The sequence below is a fragment of the Paenibacillus glycinis genome (assembly GCF_009909185.1).
GTDB lineage: Bacteria > Bacillota > Bacilli > Paenibacillales > Paenibacillaceae > Paenibacillus_Z > Paenibacillus_Z glycinis.
Map to the genome: position 1 here is coordinate 32,845 of NZ_JAAAMV010000020.1, position 20,170 is coordinate 53,014.

The window sequence follows — 20,170 nt, forward strand, 5'->3', positions numbered from 1 at the left end:
ATTTGTGAAGAAAATGTTGACATCGGCGCCAGCTTCATGGTATTTTAATAAACGTTGCTTCCGATATACGAGAAACGACATCTGCCAGATGCGGTCGTGGCGGAATTGGCAGACGCGCTAGATTCAGGTTCTAGTGGTGTAACAGCCGTGGAGGTTCGAGTCCTCTCGACCGCACCAACTTCACACATCCAAGAAGCCCCGCTTACGGCAGGGCTTCTTTTTTTGTCGTCGTCGAAGCGCCGACCCTGCCGATTATCCCGGAAGCTCGGGCAAGCCGGCGCCGCACGGCGGCAACCGCATCGTTGCGACCGGAAAATTCGGACGCGAGACGCTAGATTTCCTTTATCCGGAGATACTACAGGAGATACTGCAATCGAAAGGCAATGACGTCGCCGCCTGGGATGCTTGCCTTGTCAACTGAAGGAGGAACTCGGATGAATAACGTCAAATACGCCAATATGCTGGTTATGCCGGAGCTCGACACGACGGAGAAGCGTCTGCTCCCGTTCGGGATCCTGTCGCGTCTGCGGGAAGAATCGCCGGTCCGTTACGATGCCGTTCGCGGATGTTGGGAGGTTTTCGCTTACGAGGACGTCCACCAGGTGCTGAAGGACCACGGCCATTTCTCGTCCGCCCGCGGCGCGAGCGCGGGAGAAAGCGTGTTATTCTCGGATCCGCCCAGGCATACCCAGCTTCGCGATCTGGTCAACAAAGCGTTCACGCCGCGCGCGATCCAGGAATTCACCCCGCGAATCGAATCCATCGTCCATGATTTGCTGGCGCATGCGGACGGCAGCGGCATGGATATCGTCCATGATTACGCGACGCCTTTGCCAGTCATCATCATTGCCGAGTTGCTCGGCGCCCCCCAGGAAGACCGCGACCGCTTCAAACGATGGTCCGACGTGCTCGTCGAAAGCGCGCAGAACGATACCGAGGAGGCGTTTCGCGGCGTGATGGAGCGGCGGCAGCAGGCGATATCGGAGCTGTCCGCGTACTTCACGTCCTTGCTGGAGCTTCGGGCGAAGCGACCGCAGGACGATCTGATCTCGCTGCTGCTGATGGCCGAAATCGACGGAGAGCGGCTGACTCCCCGGGAATTGATCAGCTTCTGCGTCCTGCTGATGGTGGCCGGGAACGAGACGACGACCAATCTGATCACGAACGGCGTGCGCCTCCTGACCGAACAGCCCGACTTGCAGCGGGAGCTGAGACGGAACCTTGACCTCGTTCCCGAATTCGTCGAAGAAACGCTGCGGTTTTACCCGCCGGTCGTGGCCATCGGCCGCGTCGCGAAGCAGGACACGGCGATCGGGTCCTCGACGGTCAAGGCGGGCGAACAGATCATTGCCTGGGTTGGCGCGGCCAATCGCGATCCGGGGAAATTCCATGACCCCGATTCGTTTCTGCTCGGACGCAAGCCGAACCCTCATCTGAGCTTCGGCTTCGGCATTCATTTCTGCCTCGGGGCGCCGCTTGCCCGGCTGGAAGCCAAGCATGCCCTGGGAGCGCTGCTCCGTCATGCCGAGGCGCTCGCGGCGGCGCCCGACCGGACGCTGACGCCGATCGCGAGTTCGTTCGTGTTCGGCGTCAAGAGCTTCCCGGTCGCGTTCCGATCATGATCGCCGCGGGGAATTGGCATGCCGTACCGGCTGCCGATTCCGAGCTCGCCCTTCCTTCCGGAAGGGCTTATTGCGTTATCCGGTCCCGACTGACAATGATTTCCGCGCGGTTGGAGACAATTTGTTGACAACTTGTCAACTTTCCGATGACATTCGAGCGTTATAACTAAGAGACGAACAGCAACGATCATCCGTCGGGAGGACAACATGAAGAGACGCAGGAGATTGAGAAGACCGGTCCGATTGGCGATAACGGTCATCTTGTTATTCGTGATCGGCGGTTCGCTGGCTTCGCTGCTGCGCCATCATGCGGAGGATCCGAGACCGCTTGAGGGCGGCCCGTCCGGCAGCATGACCGTGGCGGATGGCGACGATCCGCCGGACAACGTGTACCGCGTCGTCATCGACCCCGGGCACGGCGGCAAGGATCCGGGCTCCGAGGGGAGCAGCGGCCAATGGGAGAAGGACAGCAATCTATCCCTCGCCATGAAAATTTATGATTTGCTCAAGAGCGACCCCGCTTTCGCACCTAGGCTGACTCGCTCGGACGATACGTTCGTGGAGTTGGCGGATCGCGCGGCGATGGCAAACGACTGGCATGCGGACGCGCTGCTATCGATCCACGACAACGCGTTCGAGGATCCGAGCGTCGGGGGAACGGAGACGTACTATAAGTATGCGAGCGGCATGCCGCTCGCGATGGCCATTCATCAGCAGGTGGTGGCGGCCTTGGGCTTTCCCGACCGCGGCGTGAAAGAGGAGCAGCTGAAGGTGCTTGCCTTAAGCGAGATGCCGGCGGTCCTGGTCGAGCCCGGCTATATCACGAATCCCGGCGAGGAATCCGTCATGCTGAGCGAGGACGGACAGATGAAGGCGGCGCAAGCGATCGTGGACGGCTTGAAATCCTTCTTGCAGGCTTCCGGAACGGGCGCCGATTCCCCGGCAGGCGCAGTCTCCGGGCAATGAATGCCCGCCGGTACGCGCGGGCGCCGTTTCACAGCCGCTCGCCGAAACAGGCTTGCTAGCGTTGATAGAAGCTTCATTTCCTCCAAGGCGATGAATCAGATTGGAGCACGGCATGGATAAAACGAAAATCCTCATTATCGAAGACGAAGAAGCGATCGCCGATCTGCTCGCTTACGGGCTGAACAAGGAAGGCTTTCTGACGCGGACGGCGGCGAACGGCGCCGAGGGTCTCGCCGAGCTGGACCGGTTCCAGCCGGACATGCTGCTGCTGGACTGGATGCTGCCCGACCAGAGCGGCCTGGATATCTGCAAGAAGGTGACCGCGAACTACAACATCCCGATTCTCATGATCACCGCAAGGTCCGACATCACGGATAAGATCCTGGGCCTGGAGTTCGGCGCGGACGATTATATCACGAAGCCGTTCGACCTGCGGGAGGTCGTCGCGCGGATCCGCACGATTCTGAGGCGGCTGGCGCAGGCGAACCAGAACGTCGAGGAAGCGGCGGGGAAGGCGGCCTTGCGCTTCCGGAATATCGTCATCGAGCCGGACGAGCGGCTCGTGACGAAGAACGGCGAGCCGGTCGAGCTGACGCCGAAGGAGTTCGATCTGCTCACGACGCTGTTCGGGCACCGCGGCAAAATCTTCACGCGCTCGGAGCTGCTCGATTTCGTATGGGGCTACGATTTTCCCGGCGATACGCGCACCGTCGACACGCATATCCAGCGCCTGCGCAAGAAGCTCGATGCCGCCGACCTGATCACGACCGTGTTCGGGATCGGCTACAAGTTCGAGCGCCGGGCGGATTGACGCGATGTTCCGGACGATTCGGGCCAAGTTCGTCGTCGGCTTCTTCCTGATCTTCTGCCTGTCCTTTCTCGTGCTCAACGTAACCCTCAAGGAAGTCATCCGGACGAGCAACCAGAAGATCATCACCTCCGATCTGATCGGATTGAAAAACAACAGCAACGTCTACGTTCGCCAAGCCTTCCTTATTAATCACTTCACGAACAACGATCTCTATTTCGGGCAGATGGCCGAGGAAATGGTGGACGACCTGCACCACGCCACCTCCAGCGACGTCAGCGCCTATACCGTCGACGGCATCCTGCTCTATTCGTCCGACCGCCAGGTGTTCGCCGGAAGCAACACCGACGATCTCAAGCAAGCGCTGAGCGGCAAGACCGCCTATACCGTGACGTACGAGGGAAGCGCCGGCTCCGTGCTGTATTCGTACCCCGTCGTCATCGACGGGGTCAAAGTGGGCATTCTGCGGTTCGCCAAGGATTTCTCCCCCTTGTACGAGCAGAGCGGACGCATCCAGAACCTCATCTTCTACGTCGCGCTGACGATATTCGCGGCGGCCTTCCTGTTCTCCTACATGCTGTCGCGGCATATCACGATTCCGATCGTCAAGCTGACGCGGGCCTCCACGGAGGTGATCGCGGGCAATCTGAACGTGCGCATCGGCATCCGGCGCAAGGACGAGATCGGGCGGCTCGCTTCCAACTTCGGCGACATGATCCGCCGCATCAGCAGCCAGATCGCGACCATCGCCCGCGATCGGGACCGGTTGAAGGAGCTGAACGAGCAGGAGAAACGATTTTTCGACAACGTGACCCATGAGCTCAAGACGCCGCTCACCTCGATTCTCGGCTATGCCGAGATCATCCGGGAGAACGGCGAGAGCGACCGGGCTTTTTTCGAGAAGGGCATGAATCATATCGTGGAGGAAAGCCGGCGGCTGCACGGCATGGTGCTGAATCTGCTGGAGATGTCGCAGCGGAACGCCGGACGCGGGGACGTCGGGCTCGTCGAGACGGGCGGCATCCTGCGCGACGTCTGCGACGCGATGGCGATCCGGGCGCAGCGCTACAAGAAACGCATCGCGCTGGACGCGGCGGACGGACTGTACGTGCTCGGCCAGCCGGACCGGCTTCGGCAGCTATTCATTAACCTGCTCGACAACGCGATCAAATACAGCTCCCCCCGATCGGAGATTTCCGTTCGGGCCGAGGCGGCCTCCGACCGCGGGACGGTTCGGTTCGCATTCGCCAATCAGGGACCCGAGCTGGCCCCGGAGCAGCTGGCCAACGTGTTCGAGCCCTTCTATTCGGCGGACCGCAGGTTCAAAGAAGAAGGCAGCGTCGGCCTCGGACTCAGCATCGTGAAATCGATCGTCGACGATCACGGCGGGACGATCCGCATGACGAGCCAAGACGGATGGACAAGCGTAAGCGCGGAGCTTCCGGCCGCGGGATCGGAGCGAACATGACGAATATTCGGCGCATGGCCTTTCTGCCGGCGGCCTTGGCGGCGCTGCTCGTCCTGATGTCGGGATGCACGGGCAGCCCGCGCTCCGAGACGATCGTCATCCCCGGCACGGCGGACGATCGCATGAGCGGCGCGAACGGGCAGCCTTTCCAAGTCAAAACGATCTACCGCTTGCCCGCGCCGAACGGGCAATTGCTCGGCTGGACCGGCCCGGAGGCGGTGCTCGGATTATCCCGGGGCAGCGCTCCTTCGCTGGACACGTCCCTTCAATTGGAGCGCTTGTCCGCCCCGTACGACAAGGCCGAACAGCTGCGGAGCGTGGACATCAATACCGACATATTCGAGCTGTCGCCGGACGGGAGATCGATATCGGGCATCGGCAAGGACAGAAGCGGCAACTTTCTGGAAGATATATCGGTGGCGGACGGAACGAGCAAATCCGCGGCCGCGCCCGACGGCATGTCGTGGAAGCTGTACTCCCGCAGCCTGAAGTGGTCGGGCAACAGCCGCTACGTATCGTTCCTTGTCGCGGGCTCGGCAAGGGGCCAAACGAACATCGCGGCGTACGATACGCAGGCGGGAACGGTCAAGACCTACCCGCTGGCCGGGACGCTGCGTTCGTCGGGCTACGCGCAGTCGGTCGTCTTGTCGGACGATGCCGGCGGCGCGCTGATTCAAACCGAGGATACGGTCATGCTCGCGAAGCGCGAAGGGAGCGGATATCGCGTCCAATACGATCATCCGAGCGGGGCGGAACAGGCCGTCTGGGTCACGAACGATCAATTCGCGTTCCTTGGCGGAGACGGCACCTTGTTCGAGTACGACCGGCGCAACGGGGAGCTCTCCGTCTTGCTGGAGAAGGTCGGCAGCTTCCGCATCTCTTCGGACCGGAAAGTGATCGCCTATACCCAGAACGAGAAGGATACGATCTACGCAGGCAAACTGCAGGGCAACAACGTCCTGTACCGCAACGTCGTTTATCAAGGGATCGTCCCGCTGCAGATGCATTGGAGTCCCGGCAACGATGCGCTGCTGATCGAAGGCTGGAAGCAATACGCGCGATCCGAGGAGCAAAGCATGCCGTCTTCGGCCGCGCCCGAAGCGGCGAATCAACCGTTTATAATCGAATTCCGCTAGGAGGACCGGCGAAGCGGGCCGGTCCTTCCCGCATGGCTTGCCCGCGAACGGCGGACCGGACGATTTGTCGTCCGGTCCGCCGTTTTTGGTTTGGAGACAATTTGTTCACAAGCGGATGAAGTTTTGGAGACATGTCTTCTTTATAGTCGAAAGGAGCAAGTCGGGACGGTACCGTTCCGAAGCCGATTACGAAGGAGATAGCGCGAATGAAAACATACGGAATAGGCATCGCCGCGAGCTGCGTGCTCGCGATCGCGTTGACGGCCTGCAGCGGCGAAAACGCGAACGGCGGACAAAATGCAGGCGCGAACGGCGGCACGCCCGCGCAAAATGCCGGCGGCAGCGGAACCGCATCCGGAGCGGGCACGGGGTCGAACGCCGGCGGCACGAAGGGCGCTGCGGCAGGCGATGCGCCGGATGCCGGCGGCAAGAAGACGATCGTCTTCTCGAGCTTCTGGCAGGACGACAGATTCGAGGATGCGATCAAGAAATACGAGGCGCTGCATCCGAATATCGAGATCAAGCTCGAGGAAGGCATCTACAAGAACGAGACGCTCGACGCGGACATCGACAAATACTTGACCGCCACGAATGCGGCAATGCTGGCCGGCAAAGGCCCCGACCTTCTCGCGATGGATCTGCTTCCGACCGACAACTACGTGCGGCATAAGCTGCTGGCGGATCTGAGCACGTTCATGGAACAGGATTCGGACTTCCATGAAGACGAGTATTTCGCGAATATCCTGGACAACGTCAGGATCGGCGGAGGTTTGTACAGCATGCCGCTCACTTTCTTCCTGCGGGGCTTCGCGGGGGACGTCGACGCGATCGCAAGCACCGGCGCGAAGTTCGACGATCTGACATGGTCCTGGAGCGATTTCGCCAAGACGGCCGAGGAAATGGTCGCGAAGGGCGCGTTGCCGTCGGCGTTATCGTACGAAGGCCCCGAGTACCTGCTCGGCGAGATGGTCGGCGACAATCGTGCCTTGTTCATCGATGACGCCGCGCATCAGGCGCATTTCGATTCGGCATCCTTTACCGGGCTCATGAAACAAGTCGAAGCACTGTTCGACGACGGCGTCGTCTCCAAGACGGGGCGCGGGGTGAACGCGTATTTTCAAAGCATCCAGATCAATTCGCCGAAGGATTACCTGGAATCGATGCAGGGCTACAGCCTCGGCGTGAAGCTGGCGAACAAGAACCTGGGCGAACACGTGAAGCTGTATGCCAAGCCCCACGCGCAGGATACGGCGGCCGGCGGGTATTTTCAAACCTACCGGAACGTCGCGATCAACGCGAACTCCAAGGTGAAACCGGAAGCCTGGGACTTCATCGAATATTTGATGTCGGCGGATATCCAGGCACCGCTGAACACGACGGGATTCCCGATCAACAAGGCCGCGTACGCCAAGCAGATCCAAGCGGTGAAGGACATGGGCGCGATCAAAGGCAACGCGGAGGGGCCGCTGCAAGGAGCGACCTTCCAGGTGGACGACGCGATGCTGGACGGATTGAGCGGCTATGTGAACGGAGCGGTTCACCCGGTCGGGGAATCCAAGTCCGACAAGCTCTGGCAAATGGTCGTGACGGATTCGAAGGCGTACTTCGCCGGGCAGAAATCCGCGGAGGACGTCGCGGAGCTGATCCAGAACAAAGCGACGACGCTTCTCCATGAGTAGCGGCATGCGGCTTCGGACGCTGCGTCCGCACCGAGGGGACGGGTTCAAGGCGATCTGGTTCCTCGCGCCGAGCCTCGTCGGGTTCGCGGTCTTTTATTTCATCCCGTTCCTGCTCGGGATCTACGAGTCCCTGACGGACGGCGCGCTGGGCGGCAAGTTCGTCGGCTTCGCCAATTACATGGAGCTGTTTCGCAGCGGCTCCTTCCGCAAGGCGGCGTCCAATACGATGCTTTTCGCGGGGATCGGCGTTCCGCTGCTCATCGCGCTGTCGCTGCTGCTCGCCATGCTGTTGAACCGGCCGCTCTACATGCGCGACTGGCTGCGGACGTCGATCATGATGCCGCTGGTGGTGCCCGTCGCGTCCATCGTCATGGTATGGCAGATCTTCTTCGATTGGAACGGCACGCTGAACGCGTTGCTGCATCGCTTTCATCTGGCGCGGATCGACTGGATGCAATCGAACTGGTCGATGAGCATCATCGTGGTCATGTACATCTGGAAAAACATCGGCTACAACATGATTCTGTTCCTGGCCGGCCTCCAATCGATTCCGAGGGATTATTACGAAACGGCCGCCATCGAGGGAGCCGGGCGGCTGCACCAGTTTCGCCATATTACGATGGTGTATCTGACGCCGACGATGTTCTTCGTCGTGCTGATCTCGATCATCAATTCGTTCAAAGTATTCCGGGAGACGTACCTGCTCGCCGGGGACTACCCATACGACAGGCTGTACATGCTGCAGCATTACATGAACAACATGTTCTTCACGCTCGATATCCAGAAGCTGACGGCCGCCGCCACGATCATGGTCGGGTGCATCGTGCTGCTGGTATCGGGACTGCTCGGCGTCGAACGCCGGTTCCGGGATAACGTGGAGTAGCGGGGGGTTATCATGAAGAAAATATCCTGGCTTCCAAGGCTGATCCTGTCGCTCGCGATCGGCGCGGTCGCCGTCGCCACGCTGATCCCGATCCTGCTGACGTTCACGAATTCGCTGATGACGGAGGAGGAGATCGGCCGCAATTACGACCTGCTCGGGAAGATGGTCGATGCCGCGGCGGGCGGCAAGGACGCATTCGTCAATTTGAAGATTCTGCCGGACTGGCTGTCCTTCAAGCAGTACGCGCAGGTGCTGGTGCTGAGTCCGAAGTTTCTCAGCATGTTCTGGAATTCGGCCGCGCTCGTCGTGCCGATCGTCGTCGGGCAGACGATCGTCGCTTCGCTGGCTGCCTACGCTTTCGCCAAGCTGCGTTTCTTCGGACGGGACAAGCTGTTCCTGGTCTATCTGATGACCATGCTCATGCCGTTCCAGGTCACGCTCGTGCCGAACTATCTCGTCATCGACAAGCTCGGGCTCATGAATCATGCGTCCGCGATCATCCTGCCCGGCATCTTCGGGGCATTCGGGGTGTTCATGATGCGGCAGTTCATGTCGCATATTCCGTACGCCTACTCCGAAGCCGCCAAGATCGACGGAGCCGGGCAATGGACGATCTTCGCGCGCATCATGCTGCCGCTGGCGAAGCCGGGATTGGCGGCATTGACCATCCTTTTGTTCGTCGATTACTGGAATATGATCGAGCAGCCGCTCATTTTCCTGCAGGATGCGGCGAAGCAGCCGTTATCGCTTTACTTGGCGCAGATCAATCAATCGGCGCGGGGCATCGGCTTTGCCGCTTCCGCGCTGTACATGGCCCCGATGGTGCTGCTGTTCCTTTACGCGGAGTCCTACTTCGTCGAAGGCATTCAACAATCGGGCATCAAAGGATAACTCAGGAGTGATCGTCATGGAAGAACAGACGTCCCGATCCAGAAAACGCAAGATTCGGCTCATCGCGGGCGCGTTCCTCGTGCTGCTGGCCGGATGCACGCTGGCCGGCAATTCGCTGCGCGCGTTGTCGTTGCCGAAGGTCTACACGGCGGTCCCGTCCGCGGGCACGCTCGCGCATGACTTCGAAGGCAGCGCCGCGATACAGCCGGGCGAGACGAGGAATCTCTCGAATCCGGCGGGCTGGAAAGTCGCGAAGGTGCTCGTCAAGCAGGGGGATCAGGTGCACGCAGGCCAGCCGCTCGTGCAATACGACGACGCGGACGCGATGCTGGAGCTGGCCGATCAGCAGGCGTCCCTGAAGAAGCTCAATCTGTCGATGCATCAGCTGGAGACCGATTATATCGAAGCCGCAGGCGGGGACAGCGCTTCGGCGAAGGTGGCCGCGGCCAACGCGATCGAAACGGCCAAGCTCGACATCGCGAGCCAGCAGGAGCATATTCAGCACCTGCAGAAAACCATTGCCGAAAGCAGGCAGATCGCGGCGCCGTTCGATGGCGTCGTCACGGCGGTCAACGCGGCGGCCGGCCTCGACTCGGGCGGCTTGCCGGACGTCACCTTGTCTAACGCGGTCAAAGGGTACCGGCTTCAGCTCCTCGTGCCGGGCGATACGGCGGCCTTGCTCCATATCGGCGATACGCTGGATCAAATCACCCTGCTGGAGGCGGACGACCGGAAGCTCACGGGCACGATATCGGCGATCGAGGAGGTCGCTGCGGGCGGCGGGGATCCGGCAGACGGCGACGAGACCGGTTCCGGGGCGGCTGTCGGCTCGTCGTACAAGCTGACCGTCGCGTTCAAGGACGACGGCCTTCGCGGAGGCGAGCGGGCGAAGGTGAAGCTGTCCGAGACCGGCGGCGACCAACTCATTCTCGTGCCGAACGAGGCGGTCCACAAGAATGCCGAAGGAACGTACGTCTTCACGCTGAGAGCCGAAGAAGGGCCGCTCGGCAACGCTTATTACGCCGTCGAAACGCCGGTAAAAGCAGTCGACGCGAACGAGTACGTGACGGCGGTCAGCGAGGGACTGTTCGAGCAGCAGGAGATCATCGTCAATAGCAGCGACTTCATCATGGATGGCGTGCGCGTCCGCCGGTAATGCGCCGGGCGCCATGTATCGCGTGACCTGACAAGGCTCACAATGCCGCTCGCATTCGCTTTGGAGAAATTTGCTGAATAAGTGTTGACTTCGTACTTTCATTCGTGGTATATTAATTTTCGCCGCTTCTGAGAAGAAGGAAGCGACATCTGCCGGATGTGCGGTCGTGGCGGAATTGGCAGACGCGCTAGATTCAGGTTCTAGTGGTGTAACAGCCGTGGAGGTTCGAGTCCTCTCGACCGCACCAACCATACAAATTCAAGAAGCCCTGCTCGTGCAGGGCTTCTTTTTTATGTTTGCCTGACAGCAGCGCTCGTCAAGCCGCCGCCGGACGGATGCACTCGGAGATGCCGGTGCGCGAACGCTGCGCTTTTCGCCCCGCGATTGACTATCCCTGTCGAAAGCAGTAATAATAGGCCATAGGCAATTCGACATTAGGCAGACGGGAATGAGCGCGATGGCTTTCCTGAGAAGATTATCCATTCGTTCGCAATTGTTCATTCTGGCGGCCTGCACGATTATCGTGATCCTGGTCGTCATTCTGCATACGTACGCGATGATGTCCGGCATGATCACCCGCAGCCACGAAGAGTACGTCAAGCAGACCGTCTCGGAGATCAAGAAGAACGTCGCCTCCAATCACGACGTCATCTATCGGATCATGCAGGACATCTCGTATAACCAGGACGTGCAGGATTATCTCGTCGAGACGGACAAGCTCGTCCGGTACGACAAGTTCACGAAGCTGAACAAGTACATGAGCGGCCAGAAAGAACTGAAGGAAGGCATCGAGGACATCATCATCTCGGGCAACAACGGCACCTGGATCGACCTCTACGGCGGCAACCGGTACGTGATCCCGCTTCGCAAGCAGCTGGCGAACAGCAAGGTGAACGGCTATTACGCGGGGATGCTGCAGTTCGACCCGAAGCTGTACGGACCCGACAAGAAGCTGGTCTTCGCGACCACGATCACCTACAGCCAGCAGGGCGAACTGTTCAACCGCAACATCGGCACGGCGTTCTTTATCGTCGACGCCGCCGCGGTCGTCAGCGAACAGGATTATACGTCGCAGGAAACCGGTACGCAGATTTATTTGCTGGACCGTTCGAACCAGGTCATCGCCAGCAATTCGTCCGTGCAAACTGGAAGCGATTTCAAGGGCATTCAGTACGGCTCGACGAATGCCAGCAACCGGATCATCCAGTGGAAGAACCGCAGCTACGTGGTCGAAACGGAGGCCTTGCCCGACATCGACGGCACGATCCTGAGCATGGTGCCCGAGAACGAGCTGCTGCGGGATTTGCTCGATATCCGCAGGCAGGAGCTGATCATCCTCGGCATCGCGCTGCTGGTGCTGGCCGTGCCGTTCATGTTCATCATCAACAATATCCTGCGTCCGCTCAAGCGATTGATCTTCTTCATCACGACGATCAGGCGCGGGGACCTGCTCAAATTCAAGAAGCGGATCGCCCTGCACGGCTATATGGAGATCAGCATCGTGGCGACCGAGCTGAACAGCATGCTCGACGAGATCGACCGGCTGACGCTGAGCCTGCTGGATACGAATACGCGGCTGTACGGCATCGAGCTGGAGAAGAAGAAATCCGAGCTGGCGTTCTTGCGCAGCCAGATCAATCCGCATTTTCTGTACAACACGCTGGAAGCGATTACGGGCATTGCCGTCGTGGAAGGGCAGGACCGGATCAAGACGATGACCCGCGCGCTGTCGAGCATTTTCCGCTACAGCATCAAAGGCTCGAGCGAGGTGCCGCTGAGCGAGGAGATCCGGATGATCGAAGCGTACGTTCGGATTCAGCAGATCCGGTTCGCGGACCGCTTCTCCGTCCATTACGAGCTGTCGGACGAAGCGCTTGCTTACCGCGTTCCGAAGATGATCCTCCAGCCGCTCGTGGAAAATGCCGTCTATCACGGCTTCGAGCCGACGCTGCGCCAAGGCGAGCTGTGGATCAGAGGACGCGTCGGCGGCGAAGGCGCGCTCGTCGTCCGGATCGAGGACAACGGCATGGGCATCGCGCACGAGGTGCTCGAGGAGCTGCAGCGGACGATCGCGGCTCCGGTATCGGGCCTGCAGGAGCCGGGCGAGCAGAAGAGCATCGGACTCGTCAACGTGCATAACCGGATTCAATTGATGTTCGGCGCGGGCAGCGGTCTGCGAATCGAGAGCAAGGCGGATAGGGGAACGACGATCGAGATGACGATTCACGGAAGGAGCGAGCAGGATGCATAAGGCTTTGATCGTCGATGACGAGAGCTGGGTCGTGGAAAGCCTGAAGGATTTGGTCGACTGGGAGCGCCATGGCTTCGAGATCGTCGGACAGGCGTACAACGGAGCGGATGCGCTGGCGTCGATGAAGGAGCTGAAGCCGGACGTCGTTTTTACCGACATCCGGATGCCGGAGATGAGCGGGCTCGAATTGATTCAACGGGGGCGGAATCTGGAGCATCCCATCCTCTTCGTCGTCGTCAGCGGCTATGCCGAGTTCGCCTATGCGCAGAAAGCGATCTCGTACGGCGCGATCGCGTACTGCCTGAAGCCGTTCGACGAAATGGAAATATCCGGCGTGCTGCTCAAGCTGGACAAAATGCTCGCCGCGGCCAAGCCCGCGCCGGCGTCGTCGCTGCTGCATTTCCTGGAAGAACCCGGCGAGGCTAGCCGCCTGAAACTGCTGGAAGAGCTGGAACGCGCCGGCTTCGGCGACTGGACCGTCGACGGCATCGTGCCCGTCGTCGCGGTAGGTCCGGGCGACCTGCATGCGAAAGGGCCGTTCGTAAGATTGAAGACCGGCGCCTCGAAGTCCGTTTACCTGCTTCGCGCGGCGGAGGCGAGCGCGCTCGAGGCGGAGTGGCGGGAGCGATTCCCGCCGGGCCTGTCCGGCATCGGCATTGCCGGCGCGATTAAGGATCTCGGCGAGGTCCGGACCGGGATCGATGCCGCGGACGCGCTCGCGCATCAGTTCTTCGTGACGCGCGACTGCGGGGTATACGCGGCCCAAACCTTCCGGCAAGAGGAGCTGAACCGCTGCTTGGCGGACATGAGCGAGGCGATCTCCGGAAAGTCCGGGCCGGCGATCCGGCAGGCGTTCAAAGGAATCGCGGAGCTGTTCGGCAGCCGCGCGCTCTCGATTCGCCATGCGTTCCAGGTGTACAACATGACGGTCTCGTTCCTGTTCAAGCTGGGGCAGACGGAGGAGACGCTGTACGGCTACGAGCAGTTGATCCGCTCGTACCGCGACGCGTTCGACATGCTGGCCGCCCTGGAGGCGCTTGTCGCCCGGAACATGAGTCCCGCCGAGCCGGCGCTTTCGATCGAGACGAAGAACCGCAATTTCAACAGCATCCTGCAGTACGTCACGCAGCACTTCCGCCAGGAACTGTCGCTGCAGGGCTTGTCGGAGCAGTTCTACATGAACCCGAGCTACATCAGCCAGCTCTTCCGCAAGGAAGTCGGCGAGACGCTGACGGGCTATATCGCCAGGCTGCGGATCCAGCACGCCCAGGAGCTGCTGAACGAAGACGACGATACGATTCAGGAGATCGCCGAGAAGATCGGTTACCAGGACTATTTTTATTTTACCCGGCTATTCAAGAAGATGACGGGCAAAACGCCGACGCAATACCGCGGCGAACGGCCTTGAAAGCGCAGACAATGGATTATTTTTAGCTTTCCTATGGACTATTTTTAGAAAACCTTCGCGCGAAGGTTTTCTATTTTTATGTTCGGACGCGATAAGCGGTTACATTCGATAAATCCCGTGCATACCCGAAGCGCGCGGATGGGGGGATAATGAATGCATCGAGTTGGTAACGCTTACGAGGAGGTGCATCATGGGAAGAACCTTAGGGAAGGATCTGTTCAAACACCGCTATTTATACCTGCTTCTCCTTCCTACCGTGCTTTTTTACGTCTTGTTCCAGTATGTGCCGATGTACGGCGTTCTGCTGGCGTTCAAGGAGTTCAAGTACCACGGGGGCATTCTGAGCGGGCCGTGGGTCGGCATGGACAATTTCAAGGATCTGGTGGCGCAAAGCGACTTCTGGCGCGCGTTCTGGAACACGCTCTACATCAGCTGCGGGCGGCTGGCGTTCGAATTTCCGATCGCGATCATCCTGGCGCTGCTCATCAACGAAGTGGCGCGGGAGAAGATGAAGAAGTTTTACCAAACCGTGTATACGTTTCCGCACTTCATTTCTTGGGTCATCATCAGCGGCATCATGTTCAATTTCCTCGGCAACGCCGGCGTGTTGAACCAAATCATCGCCTCGCTGGGCTTCCATAAGGTGACGTTCCTGACCGACCCCGGTCTCTTCCGGGCGATCGTGTTCATCTCGAACATTTGGAAGGAAGTCGGCTGGAGCGCGATCATCTATCTCGCGGCGATCGCCGGCATTAACCCTGAGCTGTACGAAGCCGCTTACGTCGACGGCGCGGGCCGTTTCCAGCAGCTGAAATCGGTCACCTGGCCTTCGATTCGCGGCACGGCGGCGATCATGCTCATCCTGGCCGTCGGCAACGCGATGAACGGCGGCTTCGATCAGATTTTCAACCTGTACAATCCGGGCGTTTACTCGACCGGCGACATCATCGATACGTACACTTACCGGTCGGCGTTCTCGGACGGCCTGGGCTTCGGGGTGACGACGGCGGTCGGATTGTTCAAAGCCGTACTGAATTTCTCGCTGCTGTATCTGGCCAACTTCATCGTAAAACGTCTGGGCGGGGAGGGACTCGTATAATGCAAAGCGCTGCGAAAACAGCAAGCGCGCCGATCCGGCAAACGCCGGGGCGGCGCCGCAAGATTCATGCCGCGGACGTGGTCATCCACGCCATTCTGATCCTGTTGACGCTGGCGACGCTGCTGCCGTTCTACAACGTCGTGCTGATGTCGTTCAGCAACACGGTGGCGGTATCGAAGCAAATGGTGTACCTGATTCCGACCGTGTTCGACTTCTCGGCGTACACGTACATCATCCATGAGCCGCGTTTCTTGAAAGCGCTGCTGGTCACGATCTTCGTTACGGGGGTCGGGACCGCGGTCAATATGCTCGTCACGGTGACCGGCTCTTACGTGCTGTCGAAGACCGGCTTTCCGGGGCGGAAGATCGTCATGGGGGGCATCGTCTTCACGATGTTCTTCAACGGCGGACTGATTCCGTTCTACCTGACGATGAAGAACTTTCATTTGATCAACAATTTGTTCGTCATGGTGCTTCCGGTCGCCGTCAACACCTTTTATTTGATCATCTGCATCGCGTTCTTCCGCACGCTTCCGGTCGCTTTGGAGGAGTCGGCCAAGATTGACGGCGCCAACGATCTTCAAGTATTGTATAAGGTTGTCGTTCCCATCTCCATGCCGATGATCGCCACGATCACGCTGTTCTACGCGGTGGACCGCTGGAACGAATGGTGGTACGGGGTGCTCTTCATGACCAATGTCAACCTGCTGCCGCTGCAAGCGCTGCTAAGAGAGCTGCTGACCAACTACGCGCAGGTGCTCTCGAGCATCACGACGAGCGTCAGCGTGCAGAACAGCGACCTGCAGCCGGAAATGCTCAAGATGGCGGTACTCGTCGTCAGCACGCTGCCGATCGCCTGCTTGTACCCGTTCCTGCAAAAATATTTTTCCAAAGGCGTTATGATCGGTTCCATCAAGGGATAGTAAGAGCGACAAGCTTTTATTATAAAATCATATCAGACAAGGGGATAATCGAAGATGAACAGAGCAAAACGGATTGGCTTGAACAGTCTCCTCGCAGCGGCGCTCATCGTTGTCGTATCCGGTTGCGGCAATTCGAACGACGCGGGCAATACCGCGAACGACGGCGCGAACAATGCGCCGGCGGCGGATAACGGCGCCGGAAACAGCGCGGCAGCGAACACGCCGGCCGCAACGGATGATCCATACAAGGATCATCTGGATATCTCCCTCTCCTGGTGGGGCATCGGCGTCGGCTTCCAGCAGCACGACGAGCTGGTGCAGAAGATCGAGAAGGATTTCAACGTCACGCTCAAACCCGTGGACATCGGTTGGGACAACTACAAAGAGAAAAACCAAGTCTGGTCCGCGGCCGGCCAACTGCCCGACATCATCACCAACAGCATCGTGAACGACAACCCGGCCACGTATAATCAATGGGTCTCGCAAGGTCTCGTCCATGCGCTTCCCGAAGATCTGAGCGCCTATCCGAACCTCGAAAAGGTCGCCAAAGCGCCGGACGTTCAGGGCGTATACCGCGACGGCAAGCTGTACGCCATCCCGCGGATGACATACCCGAATACGGATATGTGGGCCGTCGACCGCGCCATCTTCGTCCGCAAGGACTGGATGGATAAGCTCGGCTTGCAGGATCCGAAGAGCTTCGACGAATTCGACGCGATGATGAAAGCGTTCGCAGATAAAGATCCCGACGGCAACGGCAAGAACGATACGACGGGCATCGCCATGAATACGCTCGGTTATTTCAAAGGGGTCTTCATGCCGACCTTCCCGCAGTTCGACAACTCCAGCTGGCTGCAGGAAGACGGCAAATGGATTCCGTATTATGCTTCCAAGCAGATGGATCAAGTCATGGTTCAAGCGCGTCAGCTGTACGCGGACGGCGGACTGGATCCGGACTTCGCGGTCGAGAAGGCCGGCGAAGCGAACCAGAAATTCTATCAAGGCAAAGCCGGCGCGCTGGCGTTCGCATCCAATTCCGTCAGCGGCTCCGCGGGCGTCAAGGCGGAGTGGGAGAAAGCGAATCCGGGCAAAAACTTCTTCGACAACGTGAAGATCCTTCATCTGTGGCCGGCGGCGGACGGCACGATCTACCGTCATACGACGCAGTCGTTCTGGTCCGAGACGATGATCAACGCGGAAGTGGACGACGCGAAAATGTCCCGCATCCTGAGCATTTACGACTGGCTGCTGTCGCCGGAAGCGAAAGAGATGTTCGACTACGGCATCGAAGGCAAGGATTACACGAAGGACGCGAGCGGCGCGATCACGATTACCCGTCCGAAGGAAGGCGACGCCTACGTCGCGCTTAATAAAGAATATCCGTCGTTCGACATCGTCTCGCAGTTGGCCGCATGGCGCAACGCAAGCACGCTTGAGGACAGCGCGGCTAACCGTGCCGCATTGGGCGACAATGTAGTCGAGTTTATTCAGAACGAGCTCAAGTGGCAGATGGACAACGCCAAGCCGATCCCTACGGCATTCGATATCTTCTCGATGTCCACGCCGGCGAAGGATAAGCTGTCGACGATCAACTTCGACGAAGACTTCACCCGCATCGTACTTGGCAAAGACGATCCGGTGAAAATGCTGCACGACGCGCAAAAAGGCTACGACGGCAAAGGACTGCAGGCCGCCATCACCGAAGTAACGGCGGAAATGGCGAAGCTGGGCAAATAACGCACGAAAGGGGAAAGGCTCTGCGCGGTCTTCGGGCGGAGTCTTTTTCTTTTTGCGTTCCACGGCCGGCATTCGGGCGATGGGCCGCGATTGGCATTAACCGCCGCAGCGAGCTGCGACAGCGGGTTAAATTCGTCCCGCCGTATTGAAGAGGGAGCGGATTCGTTGTATGGTAGGTTAAGCGCTTAACCTGCCGCTTTGCGCATTAGGAGACAGCAGACAGCAGACAGGAGACAGGAGGATGACAATGAATTCCGATCACCATGTTCCGGATGCGGCCGTTCGCATCCTGTTAACGGATTACGGCGCGGAGCCCGGTACGGGGCGCGATGCGCTGCCGGCCATGCGCCGCGCGATCGAAGCCGCCGCGCGGATATCCGGGCCGGTCGTGCTGGACTGTCCGCAGGGGCGTTACGATTTGTACCCGGACGAGGCCGCGCGGGAGAAGTACTTTATTACCAATACCGCAAGCGAAGAAGAAAACCCCGACGTGACGAAGACGATCGCCATCCTGCTGAAGGATGCGGCGCAGCTGACGCTCGAAGGAAACGGGTCGTTGTTCCTGATCCACGGCCGCATGACGATGCTCGCGCTGGACGGCTGCGACGATATCGAGATCCGCAACCTGCATCTGGATTATGCCCTTCCGACGGTGGCGGAAATGACGATCTCGGCAAACGGCGGCGAATGGTTCGATGCCGAGGTGCATCCCGATTCCCGTTACGAGCTGCAGGACGGCAGGGTATACTGGATCGGCGACGGCTGGCGCTTCAACGCGGGTCCGATGCAGGCATTCGACCCGGCGAGCAACCGAACCTGGCGGATCGATAATTTGGGCGAGCAGGCCGCTCGGGTCGAGGAGCTTGCCCCGAACCGTCTTCGCTTCTTCTTTGACGCCGGGACGCCGCTTCAACCCGTAGGCCGGGTGCTGCAGGTGCGCGACGGCATTCGCGATCAGGTGGGCGCGTTTATTTACAAAAGCCGCAACGTTCGGTTGCTCAAGTCCGGCATTCATTTCATGCACGGCCTGGGCATCGTCTGTCAGTACAGCGAGCATCTTCGCTTCGCGGAGCTGGACTTCTCGCCGCGCCCCGAGACGGGACGGACGGTAACGGCCTTCGCGGATTTCATTCATCTATCCGGCTGCCGCGGCATGGTCGAGATCGAAGACAGCCGATTCATCGGCGGTCACGACGACGCGGTCAACGCGCACGGCACGTATCTGCGGATCGTCGAGGCGCCGGCGGCGAATCAAGTGCGACTGCGCTTCATGCATCCGCAGACGTACGGCTTCGAGGCGTTTTTCCCCGGCGACGAGGTGGCGTTCGTAAGGAGCGCATCGCTGCAGGCGTACGGAACGGGCAAGGTGCGCGCCGCCGAGGCAATTAGCCCGCGGGAATGGCTGGTTACGTTAGCGGATGATTTGCCGTCCGGCGTCACGGCCGGCGATGCGGTCGAGAACGTGACCTGGACGCCGGAGCTGCACGTGCGGCGCAATTATTTCGCGCGTATCTCGACGCGCGGCGTTCTGGCGTCGACCCGCCGGAAGATCGTCATCGAGGACAACGTTTTCGACGGCATGACGATGAGCGGCGTGTTCGTGTGCGACGAAGCGGAGAACTGGTTCGAATCCGGTCCGGTGCGCGATATGACGATACGCCGCAACCGGTTTCTCGCATGCGGGGACGCCGATCATCCCGTCGTCTATATCGCGCCGGAGAACCGCGAGGTCGACGCCGGCTTGCCGGTGCATGCCGGGATCGCGATCGAAGACAACGTGATCGAGACAACCCTGGCCGCCGCGCTGGACGCGAAGAGCGTAAGGGGAATCCGCTTCGCCGGCAATACGATCGTTCCGGCATCCCCTGAGGGTAACGCCGGCAGCGATACATCCGGCGAAGGAACGCCGACGGCCGGCAGCAATCTCATCCGGCTCATCGCATGCAGCGAGGCGGTGATCGCCGGCAACCGCATCGACGCGGCAGGAACGCCGGCCGGCGTCGTCTCGCTCGAGCGGATGCCGCCGGGCGAGCTGCGTTTGGATGAGGGACAGGGGCTGCGCCTGGAAGCGTAAGCGAGACGCGTTCATGGATGACAGGGAACGCCGGCACGACGACGAAACGAACGAGGGCATTACGCGAGG

The 20,170-nt window shown here is 59.8% G+C and carries 15 protein-coding genes and 2 tRNA genes; all 17 read left to right on the plus strand.

What is annotated here, in order from left to right; genetic code table 11:
* The first annotated feature begins 90 nt into the window (after positions 1-90).
* The 17 genes from GT019_RS20620 to GT019_RS20700 all read left to right on the plus strand — a co-directional run bounded on the left by GT019_RS20620 (position 91) and on the right by GT019_RS20700 (position 20,101).
* A tRNA-Leu gene (locus GT019_RS20620) sits at positions 91-177 on the plus strand.
* A gap of 257 nt (positions 178-434) precedes the next feature.
* Positions 435-1,622: a cytochrome P450 gene (locus GT019_RS20625; RefSeq protein WP_161745090.1), complete on the plus strand. Its 1,188-nt coding sequence runs from the start codon at positions 435-437 to the stop codon at positions 1,620-1,622.
* A 207-nt stretch (positions 1,623-1,829) separates the two neighbouring features.
* Complete coding sequence (locus GT019_RS20630) at positions 1,830-2,588, plus strand: N-acetylmuramoyl-L-alanine amidase family protein (RefSeq protein ID WP_161745091.1); 759 nt, start codon at positions 1,830-1,832, stop codon at positions 2,586-2,588.
* 112 nt (positions 2,589-2,700) lie between these two features.
* Positions 2,701-3,399 carry a response regulator transcription factor gene (locus tag GT019_RS20635; protein ID WP_161745092.1) on the plus strand — a complete coding sequence of 233 codons (699 nt, stop codon included), beginning with the start codon at positions 2,701-2,703 and terminating at the stop codon, positions 3,397-3,399.
* Between the two features lie 4 nt (positions 3,400-3,403).
* Positions 3,404-4,864 (plus strand): sensor histidine kinase, encoded by a 1,461-nt coding sequence (locus GT019_RS20640; RefSeq protein ID WP_161745093.1) that lies wholly within the window; start codon positions 3,404-3,406, stop codon positions 4,862-4,864.
* Complete coding sequence (locus tag GT019_RS20645; protein ID WP_161745094.1) at positions 4,861-6,000, plus strand: hypothetical protein; 1,140 nt, start codon at positions 4,861-4,863, stop codon at positions 5,998-6,000. Before GT019_RS20640 ends, GT019_RS20645 begins: the two co-directional genes overlap by 4 nt.
* 206 nt (positions 6,001-6,206) lie before the next feature.
* On the plus strand, positions 6,207-7,679 hold the full coding sequence (locus GT019_RS20650; RefSeq protein ID WP_161745095.1) for an ABC transporter substrate-binding protein: 1,473 nt from the start codon (positions 6,207-6,209) through the stop codon (positions 7,677-7,679).
* Positions 7,672-8,562 (plus strand): carbohydrate ABC transporter permease, encoded by an 891-nt coding sequence (locus tag GT019_RS20655; RefSeq protein WP_407945096.1) that lies wholly within the window; start codon positions 7,672-7,674, stop codon positions 8,560-8,562. The genes GT019_RS20650 and GT019_RS20655 overlap by 8 nt, the downstream gene beginning before the upstream one ends.
* 12 nt (positions 8,563-8,574) lie before the next feature.
* Positions 8,575-9,453, plus strand: a complete 879-nt coding sequence (locus GT019_RS20660) for a carbohydrate ABC transporter permease (RefSeq protein ID WP_161745096.1) — start codon at positions 8,575-8,577, stop codon at positions 9,451-9,453.
* Positions 9,454-9,469: 16 nt separating this feature from the next.
* A complete protein-coding gene (locus GT019_RS20665; protein WP_161745097.1) occupies positions 9,470-10,609 on the plus strand; it encodes an efflux RND transporter periplasmic adaptor subunit in 1,140 nt (379 codons plus the stop codon).
* Between the two features lie 160 nt (positions 10,610-10,769).
* Positions 10,770-10,856, plus strand: a tRNA-Leu gene (locus GT019_RS20670).
* Between the two features lie 201 nt (positions 10,857-11,057).
* A complete protein-coding gene (locus GT019_RS20675) occupies positions 11,058-12,860 on the plus strand; it encodes a sensor histidine kinase (protein WP_161745098.1) in 1,803 nt (600 codons plus the stop codon).
* Positions 12,853-14,268: a response regulator transcription factor gene (locus GT019_RS20680; RefSeq protein ID WP_161745099.1), complete on the plus strand. Its 1,416-nt coding sequence runs from the start codon at positions 12,853-12,855 to the stop codon at positions 14,266-14,268. Before GT019_RS20675 ends, GT019_RS20680 begins: the two co-directional genes overlap by 8 nt.
* Positions 14,269-14,458: 190 nt before the next feature.
* Entirely contained in the window at positions 14,459-15,367 is a 909-nt protein-coding gene (locus tag GT019_RS20685) for an ABC transporter permease (RefSeq protein ID WP_161745100.1), read from the plus strand.
* Positions 15,367-16,290, plus strand: a complete 924-nt coding sequence (locus GT019_RS20690; RefSeq protein ID WP_161745101.1) for a carbohydrate ABC transporter permease — start codon at positions 15,367-15,369, stop codon at positions 16,288-16,290. Before GT019_RS20685 ends, GT019_RS20690 begins: the two co-directional genes overlap by 1 nt.
* A gap of 54 nt (positions 16,291-16,344) precedes the next feature.
* On the plus strand, positions 16,345-18,027 hold the full coding sequence (locus GT019_RS20695; RefSeq protein ID WP_161745102.1) for an extracellular solute-binding protein: 1,683 nt from the start codon (positions 16,345-16,347) through the stop codon (positions 18,025-18,027).
* 241 nt (positions 18,028-18,268) lie between these two features.
* A complete protein-coding gene (locus GT019_RS20700) occupies positions 18,269-20,101 on the plus strand; it encodes a right-handed parallel beta-helix repeat-containing protein (protein ID WP_235948813.1) in 1,833 nt (610 codons plus the stop codon).
* Positions 20,102-20,170: the final 69 nt, after the last annotated feature.

Bases quoted from the DNA above. Each gene is read 5' to 3' on its own strand.
- GT019_RS20625 (WP_161745090.1), top strand. From the start codon at position 435: ATGAATAACGTCAAATACGCCAATATGCTGGTTATGCCGGAGCTCGAC.
- GT019_RS20630 (WP_161745091.1), top strand. From the start codon at position 1,830: ATGAAGAGACGCAGGAGATTGAGAAGACCGGTCCGATTGGCGATAACG.
- GT019_RS20635 (WP_161745092.1), top strand. From the start codon at position 2,701: ATGGATAAAACGAAAATCCTCATTATCGAAGACGAAGAAGCGATCGCC.
- GT019_RS20640 (WP_161745093.1), top strand. From the start codon at position 3,404: ATGTTCCGGACGATTCGGGCCAAGTTCGTCGTCGGCTTCTTCCTGATC.
- GT019_RS20645 (WP_161745094.1), top strand. From the start codon at position 4,861: ATGACGAATATTCGGCGCATGGCCTTTCTGCCGGCGGCCTTGGCGGCG.
- GT019_RS20650 (WP_161745095.1), top strand. From the start codon at position 6,207: ATGAAAACATACGGAATAGGCATCGCCGCGAGCTGCGTGCTCGCGATC.
- GT019_RS20655 (WP_407945096.1), top strand. From the start codon at position 7,672: ATGAGTAGCGGCATGCGGCTTCGGACGCTGCGTCCGCACCGAGGGGAC.
- GT019_RS20660 (WP_161745096.1), top strand. From the start codon at position 8,575: ATGAAGAAAATATCCTGGCTTCCAAGGCTGATCCTGTCGCTCGCGATC.
- GT019_RS20665 (WP_161745097.1), top strand. From the start codon at position 9,470: ATGGAAGAACAGACGTCCCGATCCAGAAAACGCAAGATTCGGCTCATC.
- GT019_RS20675 (WP_161745098.1), top strand. From the start codon at position 11,058: ATGAGCGCGATGGCTTTCCTGAGAAGATTATCCATTCGTTCGCAATTG.
- GT019_RS20680 (WP_161745099.1), top strand. From the start codon at position 12,853: ATGCATAAGGCTTTGATCGTCGATGACGAGAGCTGGGTCGTGGAAAGC.
- GT019_RS20685 (WP_161745100.1), top strand. From the start codon at position 14,459: ATGGGAAGAACCTTAGGGAAGGATCTGTTCAAACACCGCTATTTATAC.
- GT019_RS20690 (WP_161745101.1), top strand. From the start codon at position 15,367: ATGCAAAGCGCTGCGAAAACAGCAAGCGCGCCGATCCGGCAAACGCCG.
- GT019_RS20695 (WP_161745102.1), top strand. From the start codon at position 16,345: ATGAACAGAGCAAAACGGATTGGCTTGAACAGTCTCCTCGCAGCGGCG.
- GT019_RS20700 (WP_235948813.1), top strand. From the start codon at position 18,269: ATGACAATGAATTCCGATCACCATGTTCCGGATGCGGCCGTTCGCATC.